The 21,801-nt window shown below is 66.4% G+C and carries 19 protein-coding genes and 1 tRNA gene; 11 read left to right on the forward strand and 9 right to left on the reverse strand.

Annotation, left to right across the window (positions count from 1 at the left end; genetic code table 11):
• The first annotated feature begins 107 nt into the window (after positions 1-107).
• From fmt to priC, 9 genes are all read left to right on the forward strand, one after another.
• A complete protein-coding gene (gene fmt / locus BLR29_RS18065) occupies positions 108-1,112 on the forward strand; it encodes a methionyl-tRNA formyltransferase (protein ID WP_092138405.1) in 1,005 nt (334 codons plus the stop codon).
• Between the two features lie 31 nt (positions 1,113-1,143).
• A complete protein-coding gene (locus BLR29_RS18070; protein ID WP_092138406.1) occupies positions 1,144-1,809 on the forward strand; it encodes a LysE family translocator in 666 nt (221 codons plus the stop codon).
• 126 nt (positions 1,810-1,935) lie between these two features.
• Positions 1,936-2,796 (forward strand): zinc metalloprotease HtpX, encoded by an 861-nt coding sequence (htpX, locus tag BLR29_RS18075; RefSeq protein WP_092138407.1) that lies wholly within the window; start codon positions 1,936-1,938, stop codon positions 2,794-2,796.
• Between the two features lie 167 nt (positions 2,797-2,963).
• A complete protein-coding gene (rsmB, locus tag BLR29_RS18080) occupies positions 2,964-4,337 on the forward strand; it encodes a 16S rRNA (cytosine(967)-C(5))-methyltransferase RsmB (protein ID WP_092138408.1) in 1,374 nt (457 codons plus the stop codon).
• A 9-nt stretch (positions 4,338-4,346) separates the two neighbouring features.
• A complete protein-coding gene (locus tag BLR29_RS18085; protein ID WP_092138409.1) occupies positions 4,347-5,180 on the forward strand; it encodes a DUF4390 domain-containing protein in 834 nt (277 codons plus the stop codon).
• Positions 5,177-7,642, forward strand: a complete 2,466-nt coding sequence (locus BLR29_RS18090; RefSeq protein ID WP_092138410.1) for a sensor histidine kinase — start codon at positions 5,177-5,179, stop codon at positions 7,640-7,642. Before BLR29_RS18085 ends, BLR29_RS18090 begins: the two co-directional genes overlap by 4 nt.
• 56 nt (positions 7,643-7,698) lie before the next feature.
• Entirely contained in the window at positions 7,699-8,418 is a 720-nt protein-coding gene (locus BLR29_RS18095; RefSeq protein WP_092138411.1) for a response regulator, read from the forward strand.
• A 58-nt stretch (positions 8,419-8,476) separates the two neighbouring features.
• Positions 8,477-8,552, forward strand: a tRNA-Phe gene (locus BLR29_RS18100).
• Positions 8,553-8,883: 331 nt separating this feature from the next.
• Positions 8,884-9,135 carry a primosomal replication protein PriC gene (gene priC, locus BLR29_RS18105; RefSeq protein ID WP_092138412.1) on the forward strand — a complete coding sequence of 84 codons (252 nt, stop codon included), beginning with the start codon at positions 8,884-8,886 and terminating at the stop codon, positions 9,133-9,135.
• A 165-nt stretch (positions 9,136-9,300) separates the two neighbouring features.
• Here priC and BLR29_RS18110 read toward each other — a convergent pair whose 3' ends face one another.
• The 6 genes from BLR29_RS18110 to BLR29_RS18135 all read right to left on the reverse strand — a co-directional run bounded on the left by BLR29_RS18110 (position 9,301) and on the right by BLR29_RS18135 (position 15,582).
• Entirely contained in the window at positions 9,301-10,785 is a 1,485-nt protein-coding gene (locus tag BLR29_RS18110; RefSeq protein ID WP_092138413.1) for a dihydrolipoyl dehydrogenase family protein, read from the reverse strand.
• A gap of 70 nt (positions 10,786-10,855) precedes the next feature.
• A complete protein-coding gene (locus BLR29_RS18115; RefSeq protein WP_092138414.1) occupies positions 10,856-11,773 on the reverse strand; it encodes a patatin-like phospholipase family protein in 918 nt (305 codons plus the stop codon).
• A gap of 35 nt (positions 11,774-11,808) precedes the next feature.
• The gene (locus BLR29_RS18120) at positions 11,809-12,225 is read right to left on the reverse strand and encodes a PaaI family thioesterase (RefSeq protein ID WP_092138415.1); all 417 of its coding nucleotides are present in this window, start codon (positions 12,223-12,225) and stop codon (positions 11,809-11,811) included.
• 135 nt (positions 12,226-12,360) lie between these two features.
• Positions 12,361-13,875, reverse strand: a complete 1,515-nt coding sequence (locus BLR29_RS18125) for a tripartite tricarboxylate transporter permease (protein ID WP_092138416.1) — start codon at positions 13,873-13,875, stop codon at positions 12,361-12,363.
• Between the two features lie 27 nt (positions 13,876-13,902).
• Positions 13,903-14,376, reverse strand: coding sequence for a tripartite tricarboxylate transporter TctB family protein (locus tag BLR29_RS18130; protein ID WP_092138417.1), 474 nt, complete (start codon positions 14,374-14,376; stop codon positions 13,903-13,905).
• 237 nt (positions 14,377-14,613) lie between these two features.
• Positions 14,614-15,582 (reverse strand): Bug family tripartite tricarboxylate transporter substrate binding protein, encoded by a 969-nt coding sequence (locus BLR29_RS18135; RefSeq protein WP_092138418.1) that lies wholly within the window; start codon positions 15,580-15,582, stop codon positions 14,614-14,616.
• Between the two features lie 426 nt (positions 15,583-16,008).
• On the opposite strand from BLR29_RS18135, the gene BLR29_RS18140 reads away from it, so the two are divergent.
• Positions 16,009-16,503 carry a hypothetical protein gene (locus BLR29_RS18140; protein ID WP_092138419.1) on the forward strand — a complete coding sequence of 165 codons (495 nt, stop codon included), beginning with the start codon at positions 16,009-16,011 and terminating at the stop codon, positions 16,501-16,503.
• A gap of 24 nt (positions 16,504-16,527) precedes the next feature.
• Here the strand turns inward: BLR29_RS18140 and BLR29_RS18145 are convergent, their stop codons facing one another.
• Positions 16,528-18,279 carry a diguanylate cyclase gene (locus BLR29_RS18145; RefSeq protein WP_092138420.1) on the reverse strand — a complete coding sequence of 584 codons (1,752 nt, stop codon included), beginning with the start codon at positions 18,277-18,279 and terminating at the stop codon, positions 16,528-16,530.
• A gap of 158 nt (positions 18,280-18,437) precedes the next feature.
• Here BLR29_RS18145 and BLR29_RS18150 point away from each other — a divergent pair, with 158 nt between their 5' ends.
• Entirely contained in the window at positions 18,438-19,130 is a 693-nt protein-coding gene (locus tag BLR29_RS18150; RefSeq protein ID WP_092138421.1) for an aspartate/glutamate racemase family protein, read from the forward strand.
• A gap of 9 nt (positions 19,131-19,139) precedes the next feature.
• On the opposite strand, the gene BLR29_RS18155 is transcribed toward BLR29_RS18150, so the two are convergent.
• Both BLR29_RS18155 and dinB read right to left on the reverse strand, forming a co-directional pair.
• Complete coding sequence (locus BLR29_RS18155) at positions 19,140-20,354, reverse strand: MFS transporter (protein WP_092138422.1); 1,215 nt, start codon at positions 20,352-20,354, stop codon at positions 19,140-19,142.
• 181 nt (positions 20,355-20,535) lie between these two features.
• On the reverse strand, positions 20,536-21,705 hold the full coding sequence (gene dinB, locus BLR29_RS18160) for a DNA polymerase IV (RefSeq protein WP_092138423.1): 1,170 nt from the start codon (positions 21,703-21,705) through the stop codon (positions 20,536-20,538).
• Positions 21,706-21,801: the final 96 nt, after the last annotated feature.

Below are 21,801 nucleotides of genomic sequence, written 5' to 3' on the forward strand. Positions count from 1 at the left end.
TCCGTAGCGCCGCCCCGAGCGCGGGGTCTGCTATCGTTACATCTTCCGAAGAACACACACGTACCGGCCGCTATGCGGCCGGTGTCGTTTTATCGCGGACATCTGCCATGACTCAAGCCCAGCCACTGCGCGTCGCCTTTGCCGGCACGCCGGAATTCGCGCGCATCGCCCTTGAGGCCATCCATGCCGCCGGATTTCCGGTGGTCGCCGTCCTGACCCAGCCGGACCGCCCCGCCGGCCGCGGCATGCAGCTGCAGGCCAGCCCCGTCAAGCAATTCGCCCTGGATGCCGGACTCGGCCCGGTGCTGCAGCCGCGGTCGCTGCGCCGCCAGGGCAAGTATCCCGAGGAGGCCGGCGCCGCCGTCGATGCGCTGGCGGCGATCGCCCCCGATGTGATGGTCGTGGCCGCCTACGGGCTGATCCTCCCGGCGGAAGTCTTGACCTTGCCGCGCCACGGCTGCCTGAACATCCATGCCTCGCTGCTGCCGCGCTGGCGCGGCGCGGCGCCGATCCACCGCGCGATCGAGGCCGGCGACGCCGAAACCGGCATCACGCTGATGCAGATGGACGAAGGGCTCGATACCGGGGCCATGCTGGCGCGCGAGGCGGTGCCCATCGGCACGCCGGACACCACGGGCAGCCTGCACGACACGCTGGCCGCGCTGGGCGGCCGCATGATCGTCGATGCGCTGCGCCAGCTCGCCGCCGGCAAGCCGCTGCCCGCCACGCCACAACCGGAAGCCGGCGTGACCTATGCCGAGAAGATCGCCAAGGAAGAAGCGCCACTGGACCTGACCCGCCCGGCCGCGGCGCTGGCCAACCAGGTGCGCGCGTTCAACCCGTTCCCGGGCGCGACGGTGCAGGTGGGCGATACGGTCATCAAGTGCTGGCAGGCGCTACCGCTGGCCGCCTCCACCAGCCTGCCTCACCCGCCGGGGACGGTGCTGGCGGCCGATGCCGCCGGCGTGATCATCGCGTGCGGGGAGGGCAGTGCGCTGCAGGTCACCGAGCTCCAGAAACCCGGAGGACGCCGCCAGCCCGCGCAGCAGTTCCTCCAGGCGATGCCGCTGCCGCCGGGCACGCGCTGTGCCGTCCCCGACGCCAAGGCATAATCAGACTCGTCCTGTTCCACGCCCTCACGCCATGTTTGGCATCATCGATCTGCCGCTGTTCGTCGGCGCCGTCTTCCTGCTCAACATCACGCCCGGGCCGGATACCGCCTATATCGTCGGACGCAGCGTGGCACAGGGCCGCGCGGCCGGTGTGATGTCCGCGCTCGGTGTGAGTGCCGGATGCTGCGTGCACGCATTGGCCACGGCGTTCGGGCTGACCGCGCTGCTGGCGGCATCGCCAGCCGCCTTCACGGTCATCAAGTTCGCCGGCGCGGCCTACCTGGTCTGGCTGGGCGTGAAGCTGATCTGGCCGCGCCTGGGAGCGTCGCGCTCCACCGCGCTGGCCGGGGAGCCGGATGGCGCGCAGGATCAGCCGCGCAATGGTCATCGCAGCCTGCGGGCCCTGTTCATGCAGGGATTCCTGACCAACGTGCTGAACCCGAAAGTGGTGCTCTTCTTCGTGTCGTTCTTCCCACAGTTCGTGGATCCGCGTGCCGGGCACCAGGCGGCGGCGTTCCTGCTGCTTGGTGCCGTCATGGTGCTGATGTCGACGATCTGGAACTCGCTGGTCGCCTGGCTGGCCGGAACACTGACACGTAAGGTCGGGCAGACGCCGCGCCTGAAGTGCTGGCTGGATCGCGTGGTGGGCACGGCCTTCATCGGCCTGGGCGCACGGCTGGCCCTGACGCAGCGATAGGCCGGCAAGCCGGCCAGCCGCGTAAAACCCTGCAATCGGCATTGAATTTCCACCGTCCCGGCACTATCTAACTGTCATCGCGTCCCGCAGGGGCGGGTACGCGTCTGACGAAATGGAGCGCAAGCCATGTTCAACTGGGTCAAGACCTTCATGCTGATGGCAGCCATCACGGCGCTGTTCATCGTCATCGGCGGCATGATCGGCGGACGCAGCGGCATGATGTTCGCGTTGCTGATCGCGCTCGGGATGAACTTCTTCTCCTACTGGTTCTCGGACAAGATGGTCCTGCGCATGTACAACGCGCAGGAAGTCGACGCCAGCAGCGCGCCGCAGTTCTACAACATGGTGCAGGAGCTGGCGCAGCGCGCCGGCCTGCCCATGCCGCGCGTGTACCTGATCAACGAGGACGCGCCCAACGCGTTTGCCACGGGCCGCAATCCGGAGCACGCCGCAGTGGCCGCCACCACGGGTATCCTCCGCGTGCTGTCCGACCGCGAACTGCGCGGCGTGATGGCTCACGAACTGGCGCACGTGCGTCATCGCGACATCCTGACCTCGACCATTGCGGCCACGATGGCCGGTGCGATCTCGGCGCTGGCCAACATGGCGATGTTCTTTGGTGGCCGCGACGAAAATGGCAATCGGACGAATCCGATCGCCAGCATCGCCGTGGCCATCCTGGCGCCGCTGGCGGCATCGCTGATCCAGATGGCGATCTCGCGCGCACGCGAATTCGAGGCCGACCGCGGTGGCGCGGAGATCAGTGGCGATCCGCAGGCCCTGGCCAGCGCGCTCGACAAGATCCACCGTTACGCGCAGGGCATTCCGTTCCAGGCGGCCGAGGAGCACCCGGCCACGGCACAGATGATGATCATGAACCCGCTGTCGGGCGGCGGCATCGCCAACCTGTTTTCGACTCACCCGGCCACCGAGGAACGCATCGCACGCCTGATGCACATGGCCCAGACGGGCACTTATCCGGCCTGAGCGCCACCCCGTCCGCTGCGTGAATCCGGCAACCCGTCCGACAACGGGTAAACTGCCCGCTGTGTTCCTATCGGAGCCAGCGGGTATTTTTATTGCCCGCCGGGGCGCGTGACCCATTACGCGTCGCTTTCCACAGATTTTCGATTTTCCGAGTTTTCGTCATACCCATGCGCCTGCCCCACGATTCCCTTGCCTTCCAGATGCTCGGCGCCGCCGCGGCTGTTCGCGGCGTCCACGAAGGCACGGCACTGCCGCAGGCCATTGAAGATGCCGCCGCCCAGCTGCGCCTGGACCGCGTGCGCGATGCCGCCACACGCGGCGCCGTGCAGGACCTGGCCTACCGCACGGTGCGCCAGTTCGGCACCACCCGCGCGCTGGTCACCCAGCTCGTGACGCGCCCGCCTGGCGCCCTCGTCGATTCCTTGCTGGCCGTGGCCCTGGCGCTGCTGCTGGAAGGCGAGCAAGGCGAAGCCGAGAAGCCTGGCCGCGGCGGCTACAGCGAATTCACGGTGGTGGATCAGGCCGTCAGCGCGGCGGCCTCCGAGCCCAAGACCGCGCATGCGCGCGGCCTCGTGAACGCCGTGCTGCGCCGGTTCCTGCGTGAGCGCAAGACGCTGATGCAGACCGTGAGCCAGGACGAGGAAGCGCGCTGGAACCTGCCGGGCTGGTGGCTCACGCAACTGCGCAACGCATATCCCGATCAATGGCAGACGCTGGCGGAGAGCGTCAACACGCGTCCGCCGATGACCCTGCGCGTCAACACCTCGCGCATCTCGGTGGCGCAATACCTGACGCAGCTCGCCAATGCCGGAATGGCCGGCACAGCCGTGGGCACGCAGGCCGTGCGGCTGGTGCGCGCGTTCCCCGTTGCGCAGGTTCCCGGTTTTGCCGAAGGCGATGTCTCCGTGCAGGACGCCGGCGCGCAACTGGCGGCACCACTATGCGAAGTTTCTGATGGCATGCGCGTGCTCGACGCCTGTGCGGCACCTGGCGGCAAGACCGGCCATCTGCTGGAGCTCGCCGACATCCATGTGACCGCGGTGGAAACCGACGCGCAGCGTGCCGCGCGCATTCACGACAATCTCGCCCGGCTGGGACAGAACGCCGAGGTCATCGTGGGTGATGCCAGCCGTCCGAAGGACTGGTGGGACGGCCAGCAGTTCGACCGCATCCTGGCGGACGTGCCGTGCTCGGCCTCGGGCATTGTGCGGCGGCATCCGGACATCCGCTGGTTGCGGCGCGAATCCGATATCGGGCGCCTGATCAATGAACAGCGGCGCATCGTTTCGCAGCTGTGGCCACTGCTGAAGCCGGGCGGCATTCTCGTTTATGTGACCTGTTCTATTTTCCCAACGGAAGGCGAAGAGCAGGCGCTCTGGTTTGGTGCGCAGCTACCAGATGCGATACGATTGCAGGCGCCGGGACAACTGCTGCCCGGTACGAAGGCGCCTGAAACGGCCGGTGGCGATGCCGCTGGCGAGGCAAGCCTGCCATCCGATCACGATGGCTTCTACTACGCCCGCTTCCAGAAACGCGCCTGATTTCAACCGATGCTGAGCCCGCTGCGCTTGTTCGTCCTACGTGTCCCGGGTGACGCAGCGCGCGGGTTGCCAGCCGGTCCGCTGGGCCGCATCCTGCGCGGCTGGTGGGTGGTAGCCCTGCTGCTGCTGGCGCTGCTGGTGCACTGCCCGGGAGCGTCGGCACAGCTGATCGAGAATAACGAGGCCCGCGTCGAGTACCAGGACGGTGGCTTCGACCTCGCGGCATCGTTCGATTTCGACCTGCCACCCGCCCTCGAGGATGCGCTCCACAAGGGCATCTCGCTCTATTTTGTCGTCGATTTCCAGCTCACGCGGCCACGCTGGTACTGGTTCGACGAAAAGCCGGTCAACGCCAGCCGCAGCGTACGTCTTTCCTACCAGCCGCTGACGCGACAGTACCGCGTCTCCACGGGCGGCCTGCAACTGCCGTTCAGCCGGCTGAAGAGCGCGCTCCAGTTCATCCAGCAGGTCCGTGCGTGGCGCGTATTCGAGCGCAATCAGGTCAAGCCCGGCGAGACCTATCACGCCGAGGTCCGCATGCGGCTGGACCTGTCGCAGCTGCCCAAGCCGTTCCAGATCAACGCGGTGAACACGCGCGAATGGAACCTGTCCTCTGACTGGAAGCGCTTCAACTACACGGTACCGACCAACCTGGATACCCCGCAACCGCTCCCCGCGCCGATCGCACCGCCGCCAGTGGCTCCGCCGCCCGCCGCTCCCGGCTCCACGCCGGCCGCGGCCTCCGCGCCTGTCGCCGATGCGCGCAGCACACCGTTCTCGCAAACGGTGTCCACGGTGCTGTCCCCCAGTCAACTGGTCCAGCCCAACGCGAGCCAGCCATGAACGGCACGCCGTGGGATAGCAGGTTTCGCCGCGTGCTCTATCGCATCGTGGCGGGCATCATCGTCTTCCTGGCGTTGGTGCTGGTGGGACTGCTGGCGGGAGCCTCCGCCAATACCGAATTCTTCGACCGGTATTTCACGCTCCTCTTCAAGATCAACCTGGTCGTCGGCGTCCTGCTGATCCTGACCATCGGCGCGCTCGGGTTCACGCTGTGGCTGCGCTATCGCCGCGGCAAGTTTGGCACGCGGCTGATGACCAAGCTGGCCGTGTTCTTCGGCGTGGTGGGCGTGCTGCCCGGCGTGCTGATCTACCTGGTGTCGCTGCAGTTTGTCTCGCGCAGCATCGAGTCATGGTTCGACGTGCGCGTGGAGACCGCGCTCGAAGCCGGCCTGAATCTCGGACGCTCCACCATCGACAGCTCGCTGGCCGACCTGCAGGGCAAGGCGCGCCTGATGGCCGATCAGCTCACCGGGGCATCGGGCATCGCCACATCGCTCCAGCTGAACCGCCTGCGCGAACAGTATGGCGTGCAGGAGGCCGCGATCTTCACCGGCAGCGGCCGCGTGCTGGCCACCGCATCGAGCAACTATGCCTCGCTGGTCCCGGACCTGCCGTCAGGCATGCTGGCCGAGCAGGCGCGCATGGCCGGGGGCTATGCCGCGGTGGAAGGCGGCACCGATCCCGCCGCCGAGGGCCGGCGCCCGGACCGCATCGATAGCAGCCACCTGTACCGGCTGCGCGTCATCATCCCGCTCGGGACCGCGCCGTCACCGGTGCCCGTCGACACCCAGGCGAAGCCCGCTGCCGGCGCCGCCTCCGCGCAACGCCCGCCGCGCGCCGCCATGACCGCGCCCGGAAGCCGCTGGGCCGGCTCGGGCCTTTCGGTGGAGCGGCGTCCGGAAGACGCGCCTGCGATCGGCTTCGGACTCGTCGGCGATACGGTGCGCGAGGAGCGCTATCTGCAGGTGCTGCATCCCGTGCCGGCCGTGCTGGCCCGCAATGCGGACGAGGTCCAGCGTGCGTACCAGGAGTACCAGGAAAAGGCGCTGGGACGCACGGGGCTGCGCAAGATGTATATCGGCACGCTGACGCTGACGCTGTTCCTGGCGGTGTTCATCGCCGTGATGCTCGCGCTGCTGCTGGGCGGCCAGCTGGCGCGTCCGCTGCTGATGCTGCTGCAGGGGACCAAGGAGGTGGCCGAGGGCGATCTCTCGCCCAAGCGTGAACTCAAGAGCCGCGACGAGCTGGGCATGCTGACGCAGCAGTTCAACCAGATGACCCGTCAGCTGTCCGAGGCCCGCATCGCCGTGGAGGAAAACCGCACCGCGCTGGAACAGTCGAAGGCGTACCTCGAAAGCGTGCTGCAGAATCTGACCGCCGGGGTGCTGGTGTTCGACCGCCGCTTTGCGCTGATCACGGCCAACCCCGGCGCGGAACGCATCTTCCGCCAGCCGTTCGCGGGCGTGCTGGGCCAGCGTGTCGAGCAAGTCCCGGGCATGGGGGAGTTTGGCGAGATCGTCCGCCAGGCCTTCTCCGAGCAGACCACCAGCGAAGTCCTGGGTGGCGCGCAGCACTGGCAGAAGCAGATCGAACTGCCGCAGGGCGACGAGGAACAACCGCTCACCCTGCTGGTGCGCGGCGCACATTTGCCGGGCGGCAGCCGCGACGAACCCGGCTACGTGGTGGTGTTCGACGATATTTCCGATGTGATCGCGGCCCAGCGTTCGGTCGCATGGGGCGAAGTGGCGCGCCGGCTGGCGCATGAAATCAAGAACCCACTGACGCCGATCCAGCTGTCCGCCGAGCGCCTGCAGATGAAGTTGTCACCGAAACTTGAGCATTCCGACGCGGAAGTGCTAAAGCGCGGGGCTGCGACGATCGTTAACCAGGTAGCGGCAATGAAACGGATGGTGGACGACTTCCGCGACTATGCCCGCACGCCGCCCGCGGTGGTGCAGGCGCTGGCCCTCAACAGCCTGGTGGCAGAAGTCTTGCATCTGTACGGGATTGACGATCCCGCCGTGCATGAACACCCGGTGATTCATTCGGCGCTGGGCCCCGGACTCCCTGAAATCAAGGGCGATCCGACCCAGCTGCGACAGGTTATCCACAATCTGCTGCAGAATGCGCAGGATGCGGTGGCGGACAACGTGGCGGCGGGTAGGGCCGCGCCCCATATCACTCTGCACACCGAGACTGTAGAATACAAAGATTCTGCTGGCGAAGACCGGCAGGCCGTCAAGCTGTCCATCGCAGATAATGGTCCAGGTTTCGCGCCACGGATTCTCAGCCGTGCGTTCGAACCCTACGTGACCACGAAAGCCAAAGGTACGGGACTTGGGCTGGCGATGGTAAAAAAGATCATTGACGAACACGGAGCGCGCATCGAGTTGCGCAACCGTATGGACGGCACCGACATTGTCGGGGCACAGATCTCGATCCTGTTCGTTAAACTGGCATAGTCAATCTTGCGTCGTCGGCCAGTCGGCGACGCTGCGGTGGGGTTAAGAGGGGAAGTATGGCAACCATCCTCGTAGTCGACGACGAAATGGGTATCCGGGAACTACTCTCGGAAATCCTGAGTGACGAAGGCCATGTGGTCGAACTGGCGGAAAACGCCCAGCAGGCACGCGAGTACCGTGCGGGCTCCACGCCCGATCTTGTCCTGCTCGATATCTGGATGCCGGATACCGATGGCGTCACGCTGTTGAAGGAGTGGTCGGCACAGGGCTACCTGACGATGCCGGTCATCATGATGTCCGGTCACGCCACGATTGATACCGCGGTGGAGGCCACCAAGATCGGTGCGCTGAACTTCCTCGAGAAGCCCATCGCGCTGCAAAAGCTGCTGTCCGCCGTGGAGCAAGGTCTGGCGCGCGGCATCGAACGACCGCGCGCGGCCGCACCGGCCGCCACCGCGACGCCTGCCGCCACGACTACGCCCGGCGAATCCGCCATGGCCGCGTCGGTTCCTGCCGAGATGCCAGCGGAAGCTTCCGCCAACGGCAGTCCGGCACGCCTGCCCGAGGCCGAGATGCACTTCTCCTTCGACATGCCGCTCCGCGAGGCCCGCGACCTGTTCGAGCGCGCCTATTTCGAATATCACCTGGTGCGTGAGCACGGCAGCATGACGCGCGTGGCCGAGAAGACCGGCCTTGAGCGCACGCACCTCTATCGCAAGCTCAAGCAGCTTGGCGTGGAACTGGGCCGCAACAAGCCCGAGCCCACGGAGCAGTAACAGTGATGCACGGGACGCTTGACTGGGTCCAGTCTCGCTGATATAGTTTCGCTTCTTTGGCCCGGTAGCTCAGTCGGTAGAGCAGAGGATTGAAAATCCTTGTGTCGGCGGTTCGATTCCGTCCCAGGCCACCAGAATTCAAAGGCCAACCGTTCGCGGTTGGCCTTTTTGTTTTTGCTGCTCGTTTTTGCGTCCGTCTTCCCGCTCGTTTTTCGCCAGTTTCTCCGCCGCTCGATCCCAAAGCCACCGCATGTTTTCGTGCACCCTGGCTCTCGTCCCGCGCAGTCCGCGCATTGCAAGAATTTCAAATCTGAACCCATGGCAACACACCCGTGGCAGGCCATCGGCGTGGTCCGCACGGCCATGACGGCCGCCGCGTGTGAGCGCACGTAACGGCATTGGAATTGGCTCTGCGGGTGTTCTACCGTAGAGACACGTACCGTGATGTTCATGCTGGAGACTGCCATGGCCCTGCGCTCCCTTGCCTCCCACAGCACCGCGCAGCTGCGTCGGCTGATCGGCCAGATTCAGGCCGAACTGGACGCGCTCGAGCAGCTCAGTGCCACCGACGCGGATGCCCAGACCAAACTTGCCTATGCCTGCGCGCGTCTGCACGACGGCATGGAAGCCATCGAGGATGCGTTGGCCTCCCTGCGCGCCTTGCAGCAAGTCCGGCCGGTCTCGCTGCGATCCAGACGATCCCCGCGGCTGGCGTGATTGCCTGACGTGACAGTCACTGCGGTCGCGCGGCCGTAACGGTCGAACTATTGCCCTCCCGATCTCAAAGCCACAAGAACCCGCACCCGCAACCACCCAAGGCCTCGCGATGTCTTATGGGCGCCTCATGGCCCTGGGTGTCTTCAAGATTCCCTTGCGTCCCCATCACCCGAACAATTCCTCGGCCACCGTGGGATGCAGCGGCAGCGTCGATTTCAGGTGCGACGTCTTCAACCCCAGCCTCAATGCCACCGCCAGCGTCTGAACGATCTCCGGCGCCGCGTTATCCATCAGGTGCGCGCCCAGCACCCGCCCGCTGCGCGCGTTCAACACCAGCTTGAACATCGACGTCTGCGCGTTGCCGCCGAAGCGGTTCTCCAGCGACACAAAGCGCTTGATTTCCGTGCGAATACGATCCGCCTTGCCGCCGGCGGCCTCGATGGCCTGCGCCTCCGTCAGTCCGACCGCGCCAATCGCCGGCTCGCAAAACACCGCCGTCGGCACAAAGTCGAAATCGGCGATGTCTCCACGCTTGCCGAACAGCCGATCCGCCACCCATCGGCCCTGCGCAATCGCCACTGGCGTCAGGTGGATGTTCTCCGCCATGCAATCGCCAATCGCGTACAGCGAACGTTCCGAACTCCGAAACTGACGGTCGACGCGGATGCCACCCTTCGGCCCCATCTTGACCCCGATCTCCTCCAGGCCCAGCCCGTGGACGTTCGCTTCACGACCGATTGCGGCCAGCACCGCCTGGGCACGCACGGTCTGCGTACGCCCCGGATGGCTGTCCTGCCGGTAACAGACTTCCACCGCGCCGTTAGTCTGCGAGAGCAACGTCACGTCGGTATTGAAATGGAGCCGGATGCCCGTGGCGGCTAGCGCCTCCGCCAGCGAACGCGAGATATCGTGATCGAAGCGCGGGAGCAGCCGGTCCTCGCGCACCAGCAGGTCCACCTTGACCCCGTAGCGGGACAGGATCGACGCCAGTTCCACGGCGATGTATCCGCCACCGATCACGACGATCGATGCCGGCACGGTCTGCCACGTGAACACGTCGTCCGACGTACCCGCAAGCTCCCCGCCCGGCACGGGCAGCGCGCGCGGACGGGCGCCGGTGGCGATCAGCGTCTTGCGCGCCTGCACGATCTCGTTGCCGATGACGATCTCCGTCGGCGCGGCCAGCCGGGCCTCGCCGTGCAGGATCTCCACGCCGGCCTCCGCCAGCCGCTGGGTGTAAGACGCATTGAGCCGCGCGACTTCCGCATTGACGCGCACGATGGCGTCACGCCAGTCCTCCTTGCCGCCGGTATGCGACAGGCAGCCCGACAGGATCGCCGCCAGGGTGGCCCCGTAGGACAACATCTTCTTTGGCACGCAACCACGGTTGACGCAGGTGCCACCGATCGCGCCACGCTCCACCAGGATCACGCGTGCACCATGCGATGCGGCGCGCCGTGCCGCGGCCACGCCGCCGGAGCCCGCGCCGATAACGACGAAATCCGCTTCCCGTGCCTTGGGCGGCTTGCCCGCACGCTTGCGGCGCGGCACATTTTCCACGGCGGGCTCCGCGCTGATCTCGCGCGCGCGGCGGCGCTCCTTCGCCGGTGTCGGGGTGGCGATCTCGGGTGTTGCCTGGCGCTTAGTCATCCATGCCTCCTTGATACGCGGCGCGTAGCCGCACTCAACAGACCGACCGGCGCCATCAGGGCGCAACTGCCTATGACGCCGGCAACAATTCCTTGTCACGAATCTCCGGCCAGTCGCGCAGGAAGGCTTCCCCGTCGCGACGTCCGAGATCGTAGGCGTGCGTCATCCCCTCGGGCCGGGTGTAGTCCCAGCTGGAAATCGGCACACGTTGCGAAGGTTGCAGATACAGGCGGCGCTGGCCGCCCACGTCCAGCGCAAAACGGCGCGGGCGCGGGTACAGCCGCGTCACCAGCACCAGCACATTGCCCGGCGCGGCATCCAGCGCATCGACGGGCACGTTGTCCACCAGCCCGCCGTCGAGCACGGCACGGCCGCCACGCTTGAGCACGGGCGTGAACGGCGGCGTGGAGGCCGATTGCAGCAGCAGGTCCGCCAGGTCTTCCGGTGAGCGGCAATCCTGGGCCAGCACGAACTCCGGACGGAAGCCGAGCTTGCGCCCCAGCCGCGGATGCAGCGTCTTCAGGATGTGCTTGTCGATGTTGTACGCCAGCAGCCCGGCCGCCACGGCCAGGCGCGGGCCACTCCACGGCGGAATGTGCGCCACCCCGATGCGGATCTCGGGTGCCTGCTGCAGCCGCGCAAGCCGGTTATCGCCAAACAGCGACAGCAAGGCATTGCGGTAGATGCCGTAGTGCGGGAACACGCGCTCGCGCCGCCACAGATTGCCCCAGTAGGCATTGCGTGTGTTGTCGGCCAGGATCGACCGGTAGTACGCCATGGTCTGGTGCGAGTCATGGGCATAGACCATGCACGCGGTGGCGGCGCCGGCCGATATCGCCGCGATCACGCGCGGCCGCAGCCCCAGCTCGGGCGCCACGGTGTCCCACAATCCCGCCTGCCACCAGCAGCGGTTGCCGCCGCCGGCAAAGACGATCTGGTCGAAGGGCTGCGCCAGGGAAGGGGAGGTCGGCGTACCGCCAAGGGTCATGATCGGGAAGGGGAATGGTGTCCGCGCGTGGACAATCAGAGCAGCGCGTAAGTGGTGGTGGCCTGCACCGCGAGCTTGCCATCCTTGCCGGTCAGTTCGATTTCGCCGAACACCACGGTCTTGCCCAGGCGCAGCACATTGGCACGCACCAGCACATCCCCGTCGATGACGGGCCGCATGAAGTTGGTGGTAAGGCTGACCGTGGTCATCGGGCGGAATTCGCCCAGCGCACTGGAGATGGCGACGATCATCGCCGTATCGGCCGCGGACATCAGGACTTGTCCGCACACCACGCCGCCGGCATGGCGGAGGCTCTCGCTGAAAGGCAGGCGCAGCGTCACGCCGCCGGCATCGGCAGCCTCGGCGCGCAGGCCTAGCTGGCGTACCCACGGGGCAAGAACCCGCTCCAGCGTGGCGTCGACGTCGGCAAGCGTAAGGATGGACTCGGGCATGGCGATCCTGTCGGCATGGCCACGCGGGCCGCCACCGGCAGCGAAGGCTGCGGGCGGCGCTTTGGTCTCCTCCGGCGCGGCGCGATGTTTGCGCCAATGATACAGGGGGCGCCGGCCCCCCGCATGCGCCGTCGGTTATGCGGCGTTGTCGGCCTCGACGCGCGCGCTGGACCGGGTGGCGTGCCAGCGCAGCAGGCGCGGGACCACCACCACGGCCACCGTCAGCGCCAGGATCGTGGCGGAGATCGGCTGCTTGATGAACAGGCTCCAGTCGCCCTGACCGATCGACAGCGCATTGCGCAACTGCTTCTCGGCCATCGGCCCCAGGATCAGGCCGACGATCACCGGCGCGGTCGGGAAGTCGAAGCGGCGCATCGCCATGCCCAGCAGGCCGATCAGGAACAACAGCAGCAGGTCGAACCACGACTGGCGGATGCCATACGCGCCCAGGCCGGCGAAGATCAGGATGCCGCCGTACAGCAGCGGGGTGGGCACGCGCAGCATGCGCACCCACAGGCCGATCGCGGGCAGGTTCAGCACCAGCAGCATCACGTTGCCGATATACAGCGATGCCAGCAAGCCCCACACCAGGTCGCCCGAGGTCTGGAACAGCATCGGGCCCGGCTGCAGGTTGTAGTTCTGGAACGCGGCCAGCAGGATCGCGGTGGTGTTCGAGGTCGGGATGCCCAGCGTCAGCAGCGGGGCCAGCGTGGCGGTGACCGCGGCGTTGTTGGCAGCCTCCGGGCCTGCCACGCCTTCGATGGCGCCCACCTTGCCGAACTCTTCCTTGTGGTTCGACAGCTTCTTCTCCGTCGCATACGACAGGAAGGTCGGGATCTCCGCGCCACCCGCCGGAATCAGGCCGAACGGGAAGCCGATCAGCGTGCCGCGCAGCCAGGCCGGCACCGAACGCTTCCAGTCCGACTTGTTCATGTGGACCGAGCTCAGCTTGTTGAACGTGCCGTCCGGTTGCGGGAAGAACGCGTTGAACAGCGCCTCGCCCACGGCGAACAGGCCCACGGCCACGACGACGATATCCACGCCGTCATACAGCTCCTGGACGTTCATCGAGTAGCGGGTCTGGCCGGACAGCGAATCCATGCCGATCAGGCCGATACCCAGGCCCAGGAACAGGCTGGTCATGCCGCGCAGCAGCGACGACCCCAGCACGGCGGACACTGTGGTGAAGGCCAGCAGCATGATCATGAAATACTCGCCCGGGCCGAACTGCAGCGCCACGTCCGCGGCCACCGGCGCGAACATCGACAGCAGCACCGTGGCAATCGTGCCGGCCACGAACGAGCCGATCGCGGCCGTTGCCAGCGCGGGGCCCGCGCGACCATTCTTGGCCATCAGGTTGCCTTCCATGGCTGTGACCATGGTCGACGATTCACCGGGCGTGTTCATCAGGATCGACGTCGTCGATCCGCCATACATCGCACCGTAGTAGATGCCGGCAAACATGATCAGCGCGGCGGTGGGCTCCACCTTGGCGGTCAGCGGCAGCAGCATCGCCACGGTCAGCGCCGGGCCAATGCCGGGCAGCACGCCGATGGCGGTGCCCAGGAAGCAGCCCACCAGGGCCCACATCAGGTTTATCGGCGTGATGGCCACGGCAAAGCCGTGCATCAGCTGGTTCAGGGTATCCATGTCAGTTCCTCCCGTTGGGGTGCGGGCTCAGAAGCCGGCAACCGGCAGCAGCGGCAGGTTGATGCCGAGCAAGAAATCAAACAGCGCCCACATCGGCACCGTGAGCACGAGACCGATCAGCGTGTCGCGCACGATGCGGCGGCTGCCATAGCCTCGCGCGACGCAGACCATCATCAGCGTCGACGAGAACACGAAGCCCAGCGTGCCAATCAGCGCCATGTTCAGCACCAGGCCCAGTGCCACCCACAGGAAACCCTTGAAGTTGTGCGGAGCCGATGGCAATTCGGCATCTTCCTCCGGCATGTTGCGGAACCCGCCGCGCACGCCTTGCCAGGTCAGCAGCGCGCCGCAGACCGCCAGGCCGATGGCCACCAGCGTGGGCACGAAGCGCGGCGACAAGCCGGCATAGCCTTCCTCGCCCGAGATGCCCGGCAGGCCGGCAAGGAAAAAGGCGGACACCGCCAGGATGGCAATGCCGATGGAGACGTGGGATGGTTTCATGATGGGGCTCTCGGAGGGTCCTGCTTCCCGCATGGTCACGGGGCCCGGTGACGTTATAGGTTTAGTTTTGAGGTGCTGCGCAGGTGATGGCGGCACCGGGCCCCGTGCCGTCCTCCGGACAGCCGGCAATCGCCAGCGGTCCGGGCGGGAACAGCAGGGTGAGACAAACTTCCGCGACAACAAGGTTGGCCAGGCCGGTGGCACCGAGGGCCACCACGCCCGGCACGCGACGCCCGCTTACTTGGCGACGCCCAGTTCGCGCAGCGTGCTGCCCAGGCGGGCCGATTCGGCATCGACGAACTTGCCGAACTCGTCGCCGGTCAGCAGGAACGGCGTCCAGTCGTTCTTTTGCAGCGCGTCCTTCCACACCTGGTTCTCGGTGCCCTTGACCACGGCGTCGATCAGGGCCTTGCGCTGTTCAGGCGTAATACCCGGCGCGCCGTACACACCGCGCCAGTTGTAGATCTCCACATTGACGCCTTGCTCCTTCAGCGTCGGGATATCGGCGGTGCGGTCCTTCGACGTCACGGCCAGTGCGCGCATCTTGCCGGTCTTGATGAACGGCAGGAATTCGGAAACGCCGGCGATGCCGACGGTCACGTGGCCGCCGAGAATCGAGGCCGACGCTTCACCGCCGCCCTGGAATGGCACGTAGTTGATCTTCTTCGGGTCCACGCCGATGTCCTTGGCGATCAGGCCGGCCAGGATGTGGTCGATGGAACCTTTGGAGCCGCCGCCCCAGCTCACGCTGCCCGGGTTGGCCTTGAGCTGCGCGGTCAGGTCCTTGATGGACTTCAGCGGCGAGCTGGAAGCCACGGTGATCACCATGGTGTCGGCGAACAGGCGGGCGACCGGCGTGGCGTTCTTCAGCGTCACGGGCGGGTGGTTGGTCTCGATGGCACCCACCATCACGGCGCCCGTCACGACCAGCGCGTTGGGATTGCCCTTGTCGCTGTTGACGAACTGCGTCAGGCCGATGGTGCCGCCGGCGCCGCCCTTGTTGTCATAGGACGCGCTCTTGGCCGTACCCGCCGCGATCATCGCCGCACCGATCGTACGGCCGGTCTGGTCGTAGCCGCCGCCGGGGTTGGCGCCGATCATCACCTTGAGGCTGTCCACCGCGTAGGCCGGTGCGGCAACTACTGCGGCGGCCACCGTGGCCGAGGCGAGGACGACATGGGCAAAGCGGGCAAGCGTGCGAGGCATCGCGGTCTCCTGTCTTTATTGGAATGTTGTGCAAATGCGGCCGCGCATGCGTGCAAGAGGCAGTGGCGGCCATGGGCAGGATTCTAGGTGGCCCAAACTGTCAAAAGCCTGTCAAAGCGACAGCAATCCGCATGGGGTTTACGTGATGTTGTCTGCTTTGTCTGCATCCGGGACGCGCGGTCGTCATCCATCCTACGCAAATGCCGGGCAGCATGGTGGATGGTTTTTGCCACAGTCGGGTGCCGCGAAGGCTGATCTAAACATCTTTGACTTGGCGACCGATACACATATCACTAGGATTGTCCTCAGTTGCCTGCCGCACAGAACGGCGCAACATGAACGACAAAAAAAACCTCCGCGCAATGGAAGCTGCAACAGAAGCAGCAACAAGTGCGGCAGGCCAAATGGGTGTCATCAGGGGTCAACATGGAAACAACGGTCAAGGTGTCGGACGGCTGGCCGCCGGAGCTCGACGGGGGGGCCGACCGCGGCCTGTGGAAAAGCACGATGGCCGCGGCCAGCCAGGCGCTGGAAGCCGCCAAGGGCATGCAGGCGGCAGTGGGGCAGACGCTCAAGCTGCAACACAAGATCATGGCGCTACGCGACGAGCTGCATCGCGCCGAGGCCGAGCGCGATCTTTACCGCGACCTGCACACGCGCACCGTCGACGAACTCAATCACACGCTGGACCTGAGCCCCGCCGAATGGCAGCGCCTGCGCGCGGAGAACGAGACGCTGCAGGTCCGGCATCGCGCGTACAAGCTGCTGGTGCAGCATTACGCGCGTAACGGCGTGCAGATCGATCCGGCGCTGTTTGCCGAGCAACGCAGCCGCGTCCAGCAGCACATCCTGTTCCAGCGCCGCAAGGGCATTCCGGTTTCCGTGATCACGGTCGAGGACATCGCCTTTCTGTTGCGCTGAACCGGAAGAACGGCATGCGCTGCGTCATCCCTGGACTGTCGGTGCCGCAACACTGCCGGCAGGCGCATCCGATGCGCACACCCGATTGCGTCCCGCTGCCTTGGCGGCATAGAGGCGGCGGTCGGCCGTGGCCAGCATGGCGTCAAGTGTCGTGCTGCCATCGATCCCGGCTTCCGCGACGCCGATCGAAATCGTGAAGTGAATCCGGCCGTCACCACCTTCCTGGGGTGGCGCGTCCGGTGCAGGTTCCACCGCGATGGCGGCGATCGCCGCACGCAGCCGCTCGGCCGTGGCCGTCGCCTCGGCCAGCGTCGCGCCGGGCAGCAGTACGGCGAATTCCTCTCCACCCAGTCGCGCCGGCGTATCCTCCGCGCGCAAGTTCTCTTTCACAGCCGTTGCCAGCCGCTGCAGCACGCGGTCGCCGCTGGCGTGTCCCCAGCGATCATTCACGCGCTTGAAGTAGTCGATATCCAGCATCAGCGTCGCCAGCGGATGGCCTTCGCGGTGACGGCGCGCGGACTCCCGCCGGAATAAATCGCTGAAATGGCGGCGATTGGCCAGGTTGGTCAGCGGGTCGTGCTCGGCCAGTTGCTGGAGCTTTTCGCCCAACGCCATGTAGTGGTCGAACAGCAGCGTCACCACGCGGATGGTGACCAGCATCAGCAGTGGCAGCAGGAACCAGATCACCAGCAGCGGCTGGCTCATGCGCGCCAGCACGGCGCGATTCAGGTCGTCGGACTTGAGCGTGTCCAGCAGCATCCAGTTGCCATCGTCGCCAGTCTGGAACAACAGGTACTCGCCGCCCGACTGGCGCACGCCGGAACGCGCCGAGAACAGTTCCGCCAGGGTCAGGTGCTTCCATTTCTCGCCCAGGGCGTCGGGCCAGCGGAGATCCCGGATCGTTTCGTTGGTGCTTGCCGCCATCAGCTTGCCCTTGCGATCCAGCATGTAGCGCGTGGCATCGGCGTCGTCGGGCGTGCCCAGCAGCGTACGCAGCTGCCGCAGCGACAAGTCCACCGCCACCACGCCGCGGAAACGATTGTCGACGTAGATCGGCACGCTCACGGTGGTGCGCTGCTGCGTGCTTTCGAATTGCGTGTAGACGGACGACCACCGCAGTTCATGGTTCGGGTTGCGATCGGGCAGCAGGTCGCGGTAATACGGCATGCCGTTGAGGCGTCGCAGCAGCGCCGGTGCCTTGTCGGCAGCCAGCGGCGGGAAGGTGATGTAGAACCCGTTGCTCGAGATAAAGGTGACCGCGCCGGCGGTGGCGTCGTTACGCTGGTTCAGGCCGAGCACATGGCTGAGCTGGCGGGCCGCGTAGAGATCGGCGCGCAAATCCGCGTCGCGCCGCTCGAAGCCCTCGAGGCCAGACAACAGTTGCGGGGACACGCCAATGATGGACGAGTCTTCATTGGGCACGGCCAATTGCCACACGGGCTGATTGCGCGCGGCGTACGCGGCTTCGATTGCCGCGTCGGGTGGCCTGGCCGCCGCGCTTTCCTGGATGGTGATCTGTTGCTGCGCGTAATCGCGCACGAAGGTCAGTTTGTACCGCTCGGCGGCCAGCACCGCCTCCACGCCCAGCACACGCAAGGTGAGGTCATGCTGGCGACTGGTCAGTACGCGTTCGCGCAACAGGAACAGGTCCCGCGCGCCGACGACCAGCATCATCAGGATCACCACGACGAAACACCAGACCACCAGCCGCGCCGGGTGCATGAGCACCGCGCGTGGGAGCCAACGCGGTCGCGGCAGCAATTTGCGCCAAGGCATCCGTAGTCTCCAGGCAGGTCCGCTTGCGCGGGAAGTGCAATGAGTTTGTGGCGGCTGGCTGCATCCGTCGGCACAGTGTAGTGCAGCCTCGCCCGCCTGCCAAAGCGGCACATGATCGTGCGATCATGGCCGTTCGTTGACACCGTGGAAGACAAGTCATGCCGCAGCACATTGGCATCGTGGCGTGCTCCGCCGAAGGCGCCGCGCTCTGCTATCGCACGATCTGCATGGAAGGGGCGGAATGGATGGGCCCGCACGCGCATCCGGAAATCACCCTGCACACGCCGTCACTGGCGGCGTATGTCGACTGCCTGGACCGGGGCGACCGGTTGGGCGTGGCGGACCTGATGCTGCGCTCGGCGGACAAGCTGGCGCGCACCGGCGCCGACTTCCTGGTCTGCCCGGACAACACGATTCATGCCGTGATGGATCTGGTGCTCCCGCGCTCGCCATTGCCCTGGCTCCATATCGCGGAGGTGGTCGCGGATGAGGCGCTGGCGCGTGGCTTCCAATGCATCGGCATCACAGGCACGCGCTGGCTGGTGGACAGCGATGTCTATCCGGAAAAACTGGAGGCACGCGGGCTGTGGCACATGCGGCCGTCGGTGGCGGACCGCGACGCCATCCATGACGTGATCATGGAGGAACTGGTGCCGGGCATCGCCACGCCGGCGGGGGTTGCGATCTTCCAGCGAGTGATCGGCAAACTGCGCGACGACGGTTGCGACGCGGTAGTGCTCGGTTGCACCGAGATCCCGCTCATCATCAATGATGGGAATTCGCCATTGCCGACGCTGGATTCCACACGGTTGCTGGCCCGCGCGGCATTGCGCCACGCCGCGCAGCCGTAGGACGCAGCGTCAGGTACGGTCGGTGCGGAAGTAGAGCAGGGCCAGCGCGGGCAGCGCAAACCCGATCCAGCTCGCCAGCGGCCAGCCGCCGCGCGCAAAAGCCCAGGCACCGACCGACGACCCGATGGCGCCGCCCACGAAGAAGATGGCCATGTAGAGGCCGTTCAGGCGGCTGCGATGCTCGGCCGACAATGCGAAGATCGCGCGCTGGCCGATCACGAGATTCGCCGACACGCCGAAATCCAGCAGGATGGCCGCCGCCGTCAGGGCCAACAGAGACAGCAGCGAGCCCTCCGTGCCTGCGCGGCTCAACAGGAACGACCCGGCGCCAATGGCCAGCGCGATGGCGGTCATCTGGCGGCTGTGGCCCCGGTCGGCATAACGGCCCGCCATCGGCGCGACGATCGCACCCGACACACCCACCAGTGCAAAGATGGCGATGCCGGTCTGCGACATGTGGAACGCCGGCCCCGCAAGATACAGCGGTGCCGTGGTCCAGAACATGCTGAACACGCCGAACAGGCTGGCCTGATACAGCGCACGGCGGCGCAGCACCGGCTGGGTGCGCAGCAGATGGCCCATCGAACCGATCATCTGCACGTAGTTGACGCCGGGCGCCGGCTGGCGGCGCGGCAGTTTGCGCGCCAGCACCACGGCCAGCAGCACCATCGCCACGGCGGACGCGGCAAAGATCGTGTGCCAGCCGAACAGGCCCGACACCAGGCTGGACACGGGACGGGCCAGCATGATGCCCATCAGCAAGCCGCTGGTGACATTGCCCACGGCACGACCGCGCGCATGGTCGGGCGCCAGGTGCGCCGCAAACGGCACCAGCACCTGCACGGCCACCGAACACAAGCCGATGGCACACCCGGCAATCAGGAACACGCTTGCGTGGCTGGCCAGTGCGGCCGCCGTCAACGCCACGGCACAACCGGCAATCAGTGTCAGGATCAGCTTGCGGTTTTCGACGATGTCGCCCAGCGGCACCAGCAGCACCAGTCCGGCGCAGTAGCCCATCTGGGTCAGCGTGACGATCAGCCCGGCGATCTCCGGCGACAGTTGCAGCGCCCGCGCGATCGGGCCCACCAGCGGCTGGGCGTAGTAGAGGTTGGCGACGATCATGCCGCAGGCGGCGGCCAGCAGCGGCGTGATCCATGCGGCGGGCTGGGTGGTGCCTTCGGTGGCGCCCTGGTCGGTACGTTGCGCGGTGGCGGGAGTCATGAGGCTTCCTGAGCGGACTTGCGGGCCGGCAGGCCGTCATGTTTGTTCGGGGGGCCGCTGGCCGGCAAAGACGGAATGCAGCGTGCGGGGCCGGGGACGAGCGCGATCGGTTGCCGCGCCATCAAGCGGCCGATTCTACCTGGAGATAGATAGGGGCGTCGGGCGTAGGGTCTTGGGCCGGCTACGGGTCCAGGTCGTCGTCGAAGCGGAATTCCTCCTGCACCGCGGCAGGATCGTCACCTTGTTCGCCGGCCGGCATCAGCGCACTCACGCGTACGCCCAGCAGCCGGATCCGGCGCTCCAGCGGAATCCGCTTCAGGCACTCCGTGGCACCGCGCCGGATTGCCGCGCCGTCCGCGGTATGCGCGGTCATCGTCAGGTCGCGCGTCACGGTGCGGAAATCGTCAAAGCGCAGCTTGATCCCCACCGTTCGCCCCACGTAGCCCTTGCGCCGCAGATCCTCCGCCACGCGCATGCAGAGCCTGGTGAACGATTCCGACAGCAGTGGCCGGTCGCCGCGCGGGTGCAGGTCGCGCTCGAAGGTGGTTTCGCGGCTCATCGACTTGGGTTCGTGGCTCACCACCACCTGGCGGTCGTCGCGCCCGTGCGCCACCTCCACCAGCCAGCTTGCGTAGTTGCGGCCGAAGTGCGCCTGCAGCAGGCCCTGATCCGCCTCGGCCAGGTCGCCGACGGTGTCGATGCCAATGGCCGTCAGCTTCTCCGCGGCTTTCGGACCAATCCCATTGACCTTGCGGGCCGCCAACGGCCAGATGCGCGTGGGGATGTCGGCCGGGGTCAGGATGGTCAGGCCATCCGGCTTGTCGAGTTCGGAGCCGATCTTGGCCAGCAGCTTGTTGGGTGCCACGCAGATCGAACAGGTCAGCCCGGTTGCCTCCCTGACCGCCGCCTTGATGCGCGCGGCGACATCGCGGGGTTCGCCCGGCACATCGGTCAGGTCGATATAGATCTCGTCGATGCCGCGGTCTTCCACCTCGGCCGTGAAGGTACGCACGGCCGCCTTGAACAGCCCGGAATAACGCCGGTAGGCATCGAAGTCCGTCGGCAGCAGGACCGCGTCCGGCGCTAGCCTGGCGGCTTTCATCATGCCCATCGCCGAGAACACGCCCAGCGCCCGGGCCTCGTAGGTGGACGTGGTCACGACACCGCGTCCTACGTAGTCACGCAGGCGCGCATAGCGGCGCGAGCCGTCGGGCAGGGTTTCCGGAATGGCGTTGCGACCGCCGCCGATCACCACGGCCTGGCCACGCAAGTCGGGATAACGCAGCAGTTCGACGGACGCATAAAAGGCGTCCATATCGAGATGGGCGATGCGCCGGGTGGTCGGGGGCATGAAGGTAAGGGGGCGCGTCGATACTGTATAAACGTACAGTATAGTGCGTCAGCTTCTGTATGCCGAGTGAGTGCCGGGTGAGGCGTCAGAACGGCA

Origin of the sequence: Cupriavidus sp. YR651 (assembly GCF_900101625.1) — a bacterium.
Lineage (GTDB): Bacteria > Pseudomonadota > Gammaproteobacteria > Burkholderiales > Burkholderiaceae > Cupriavidus.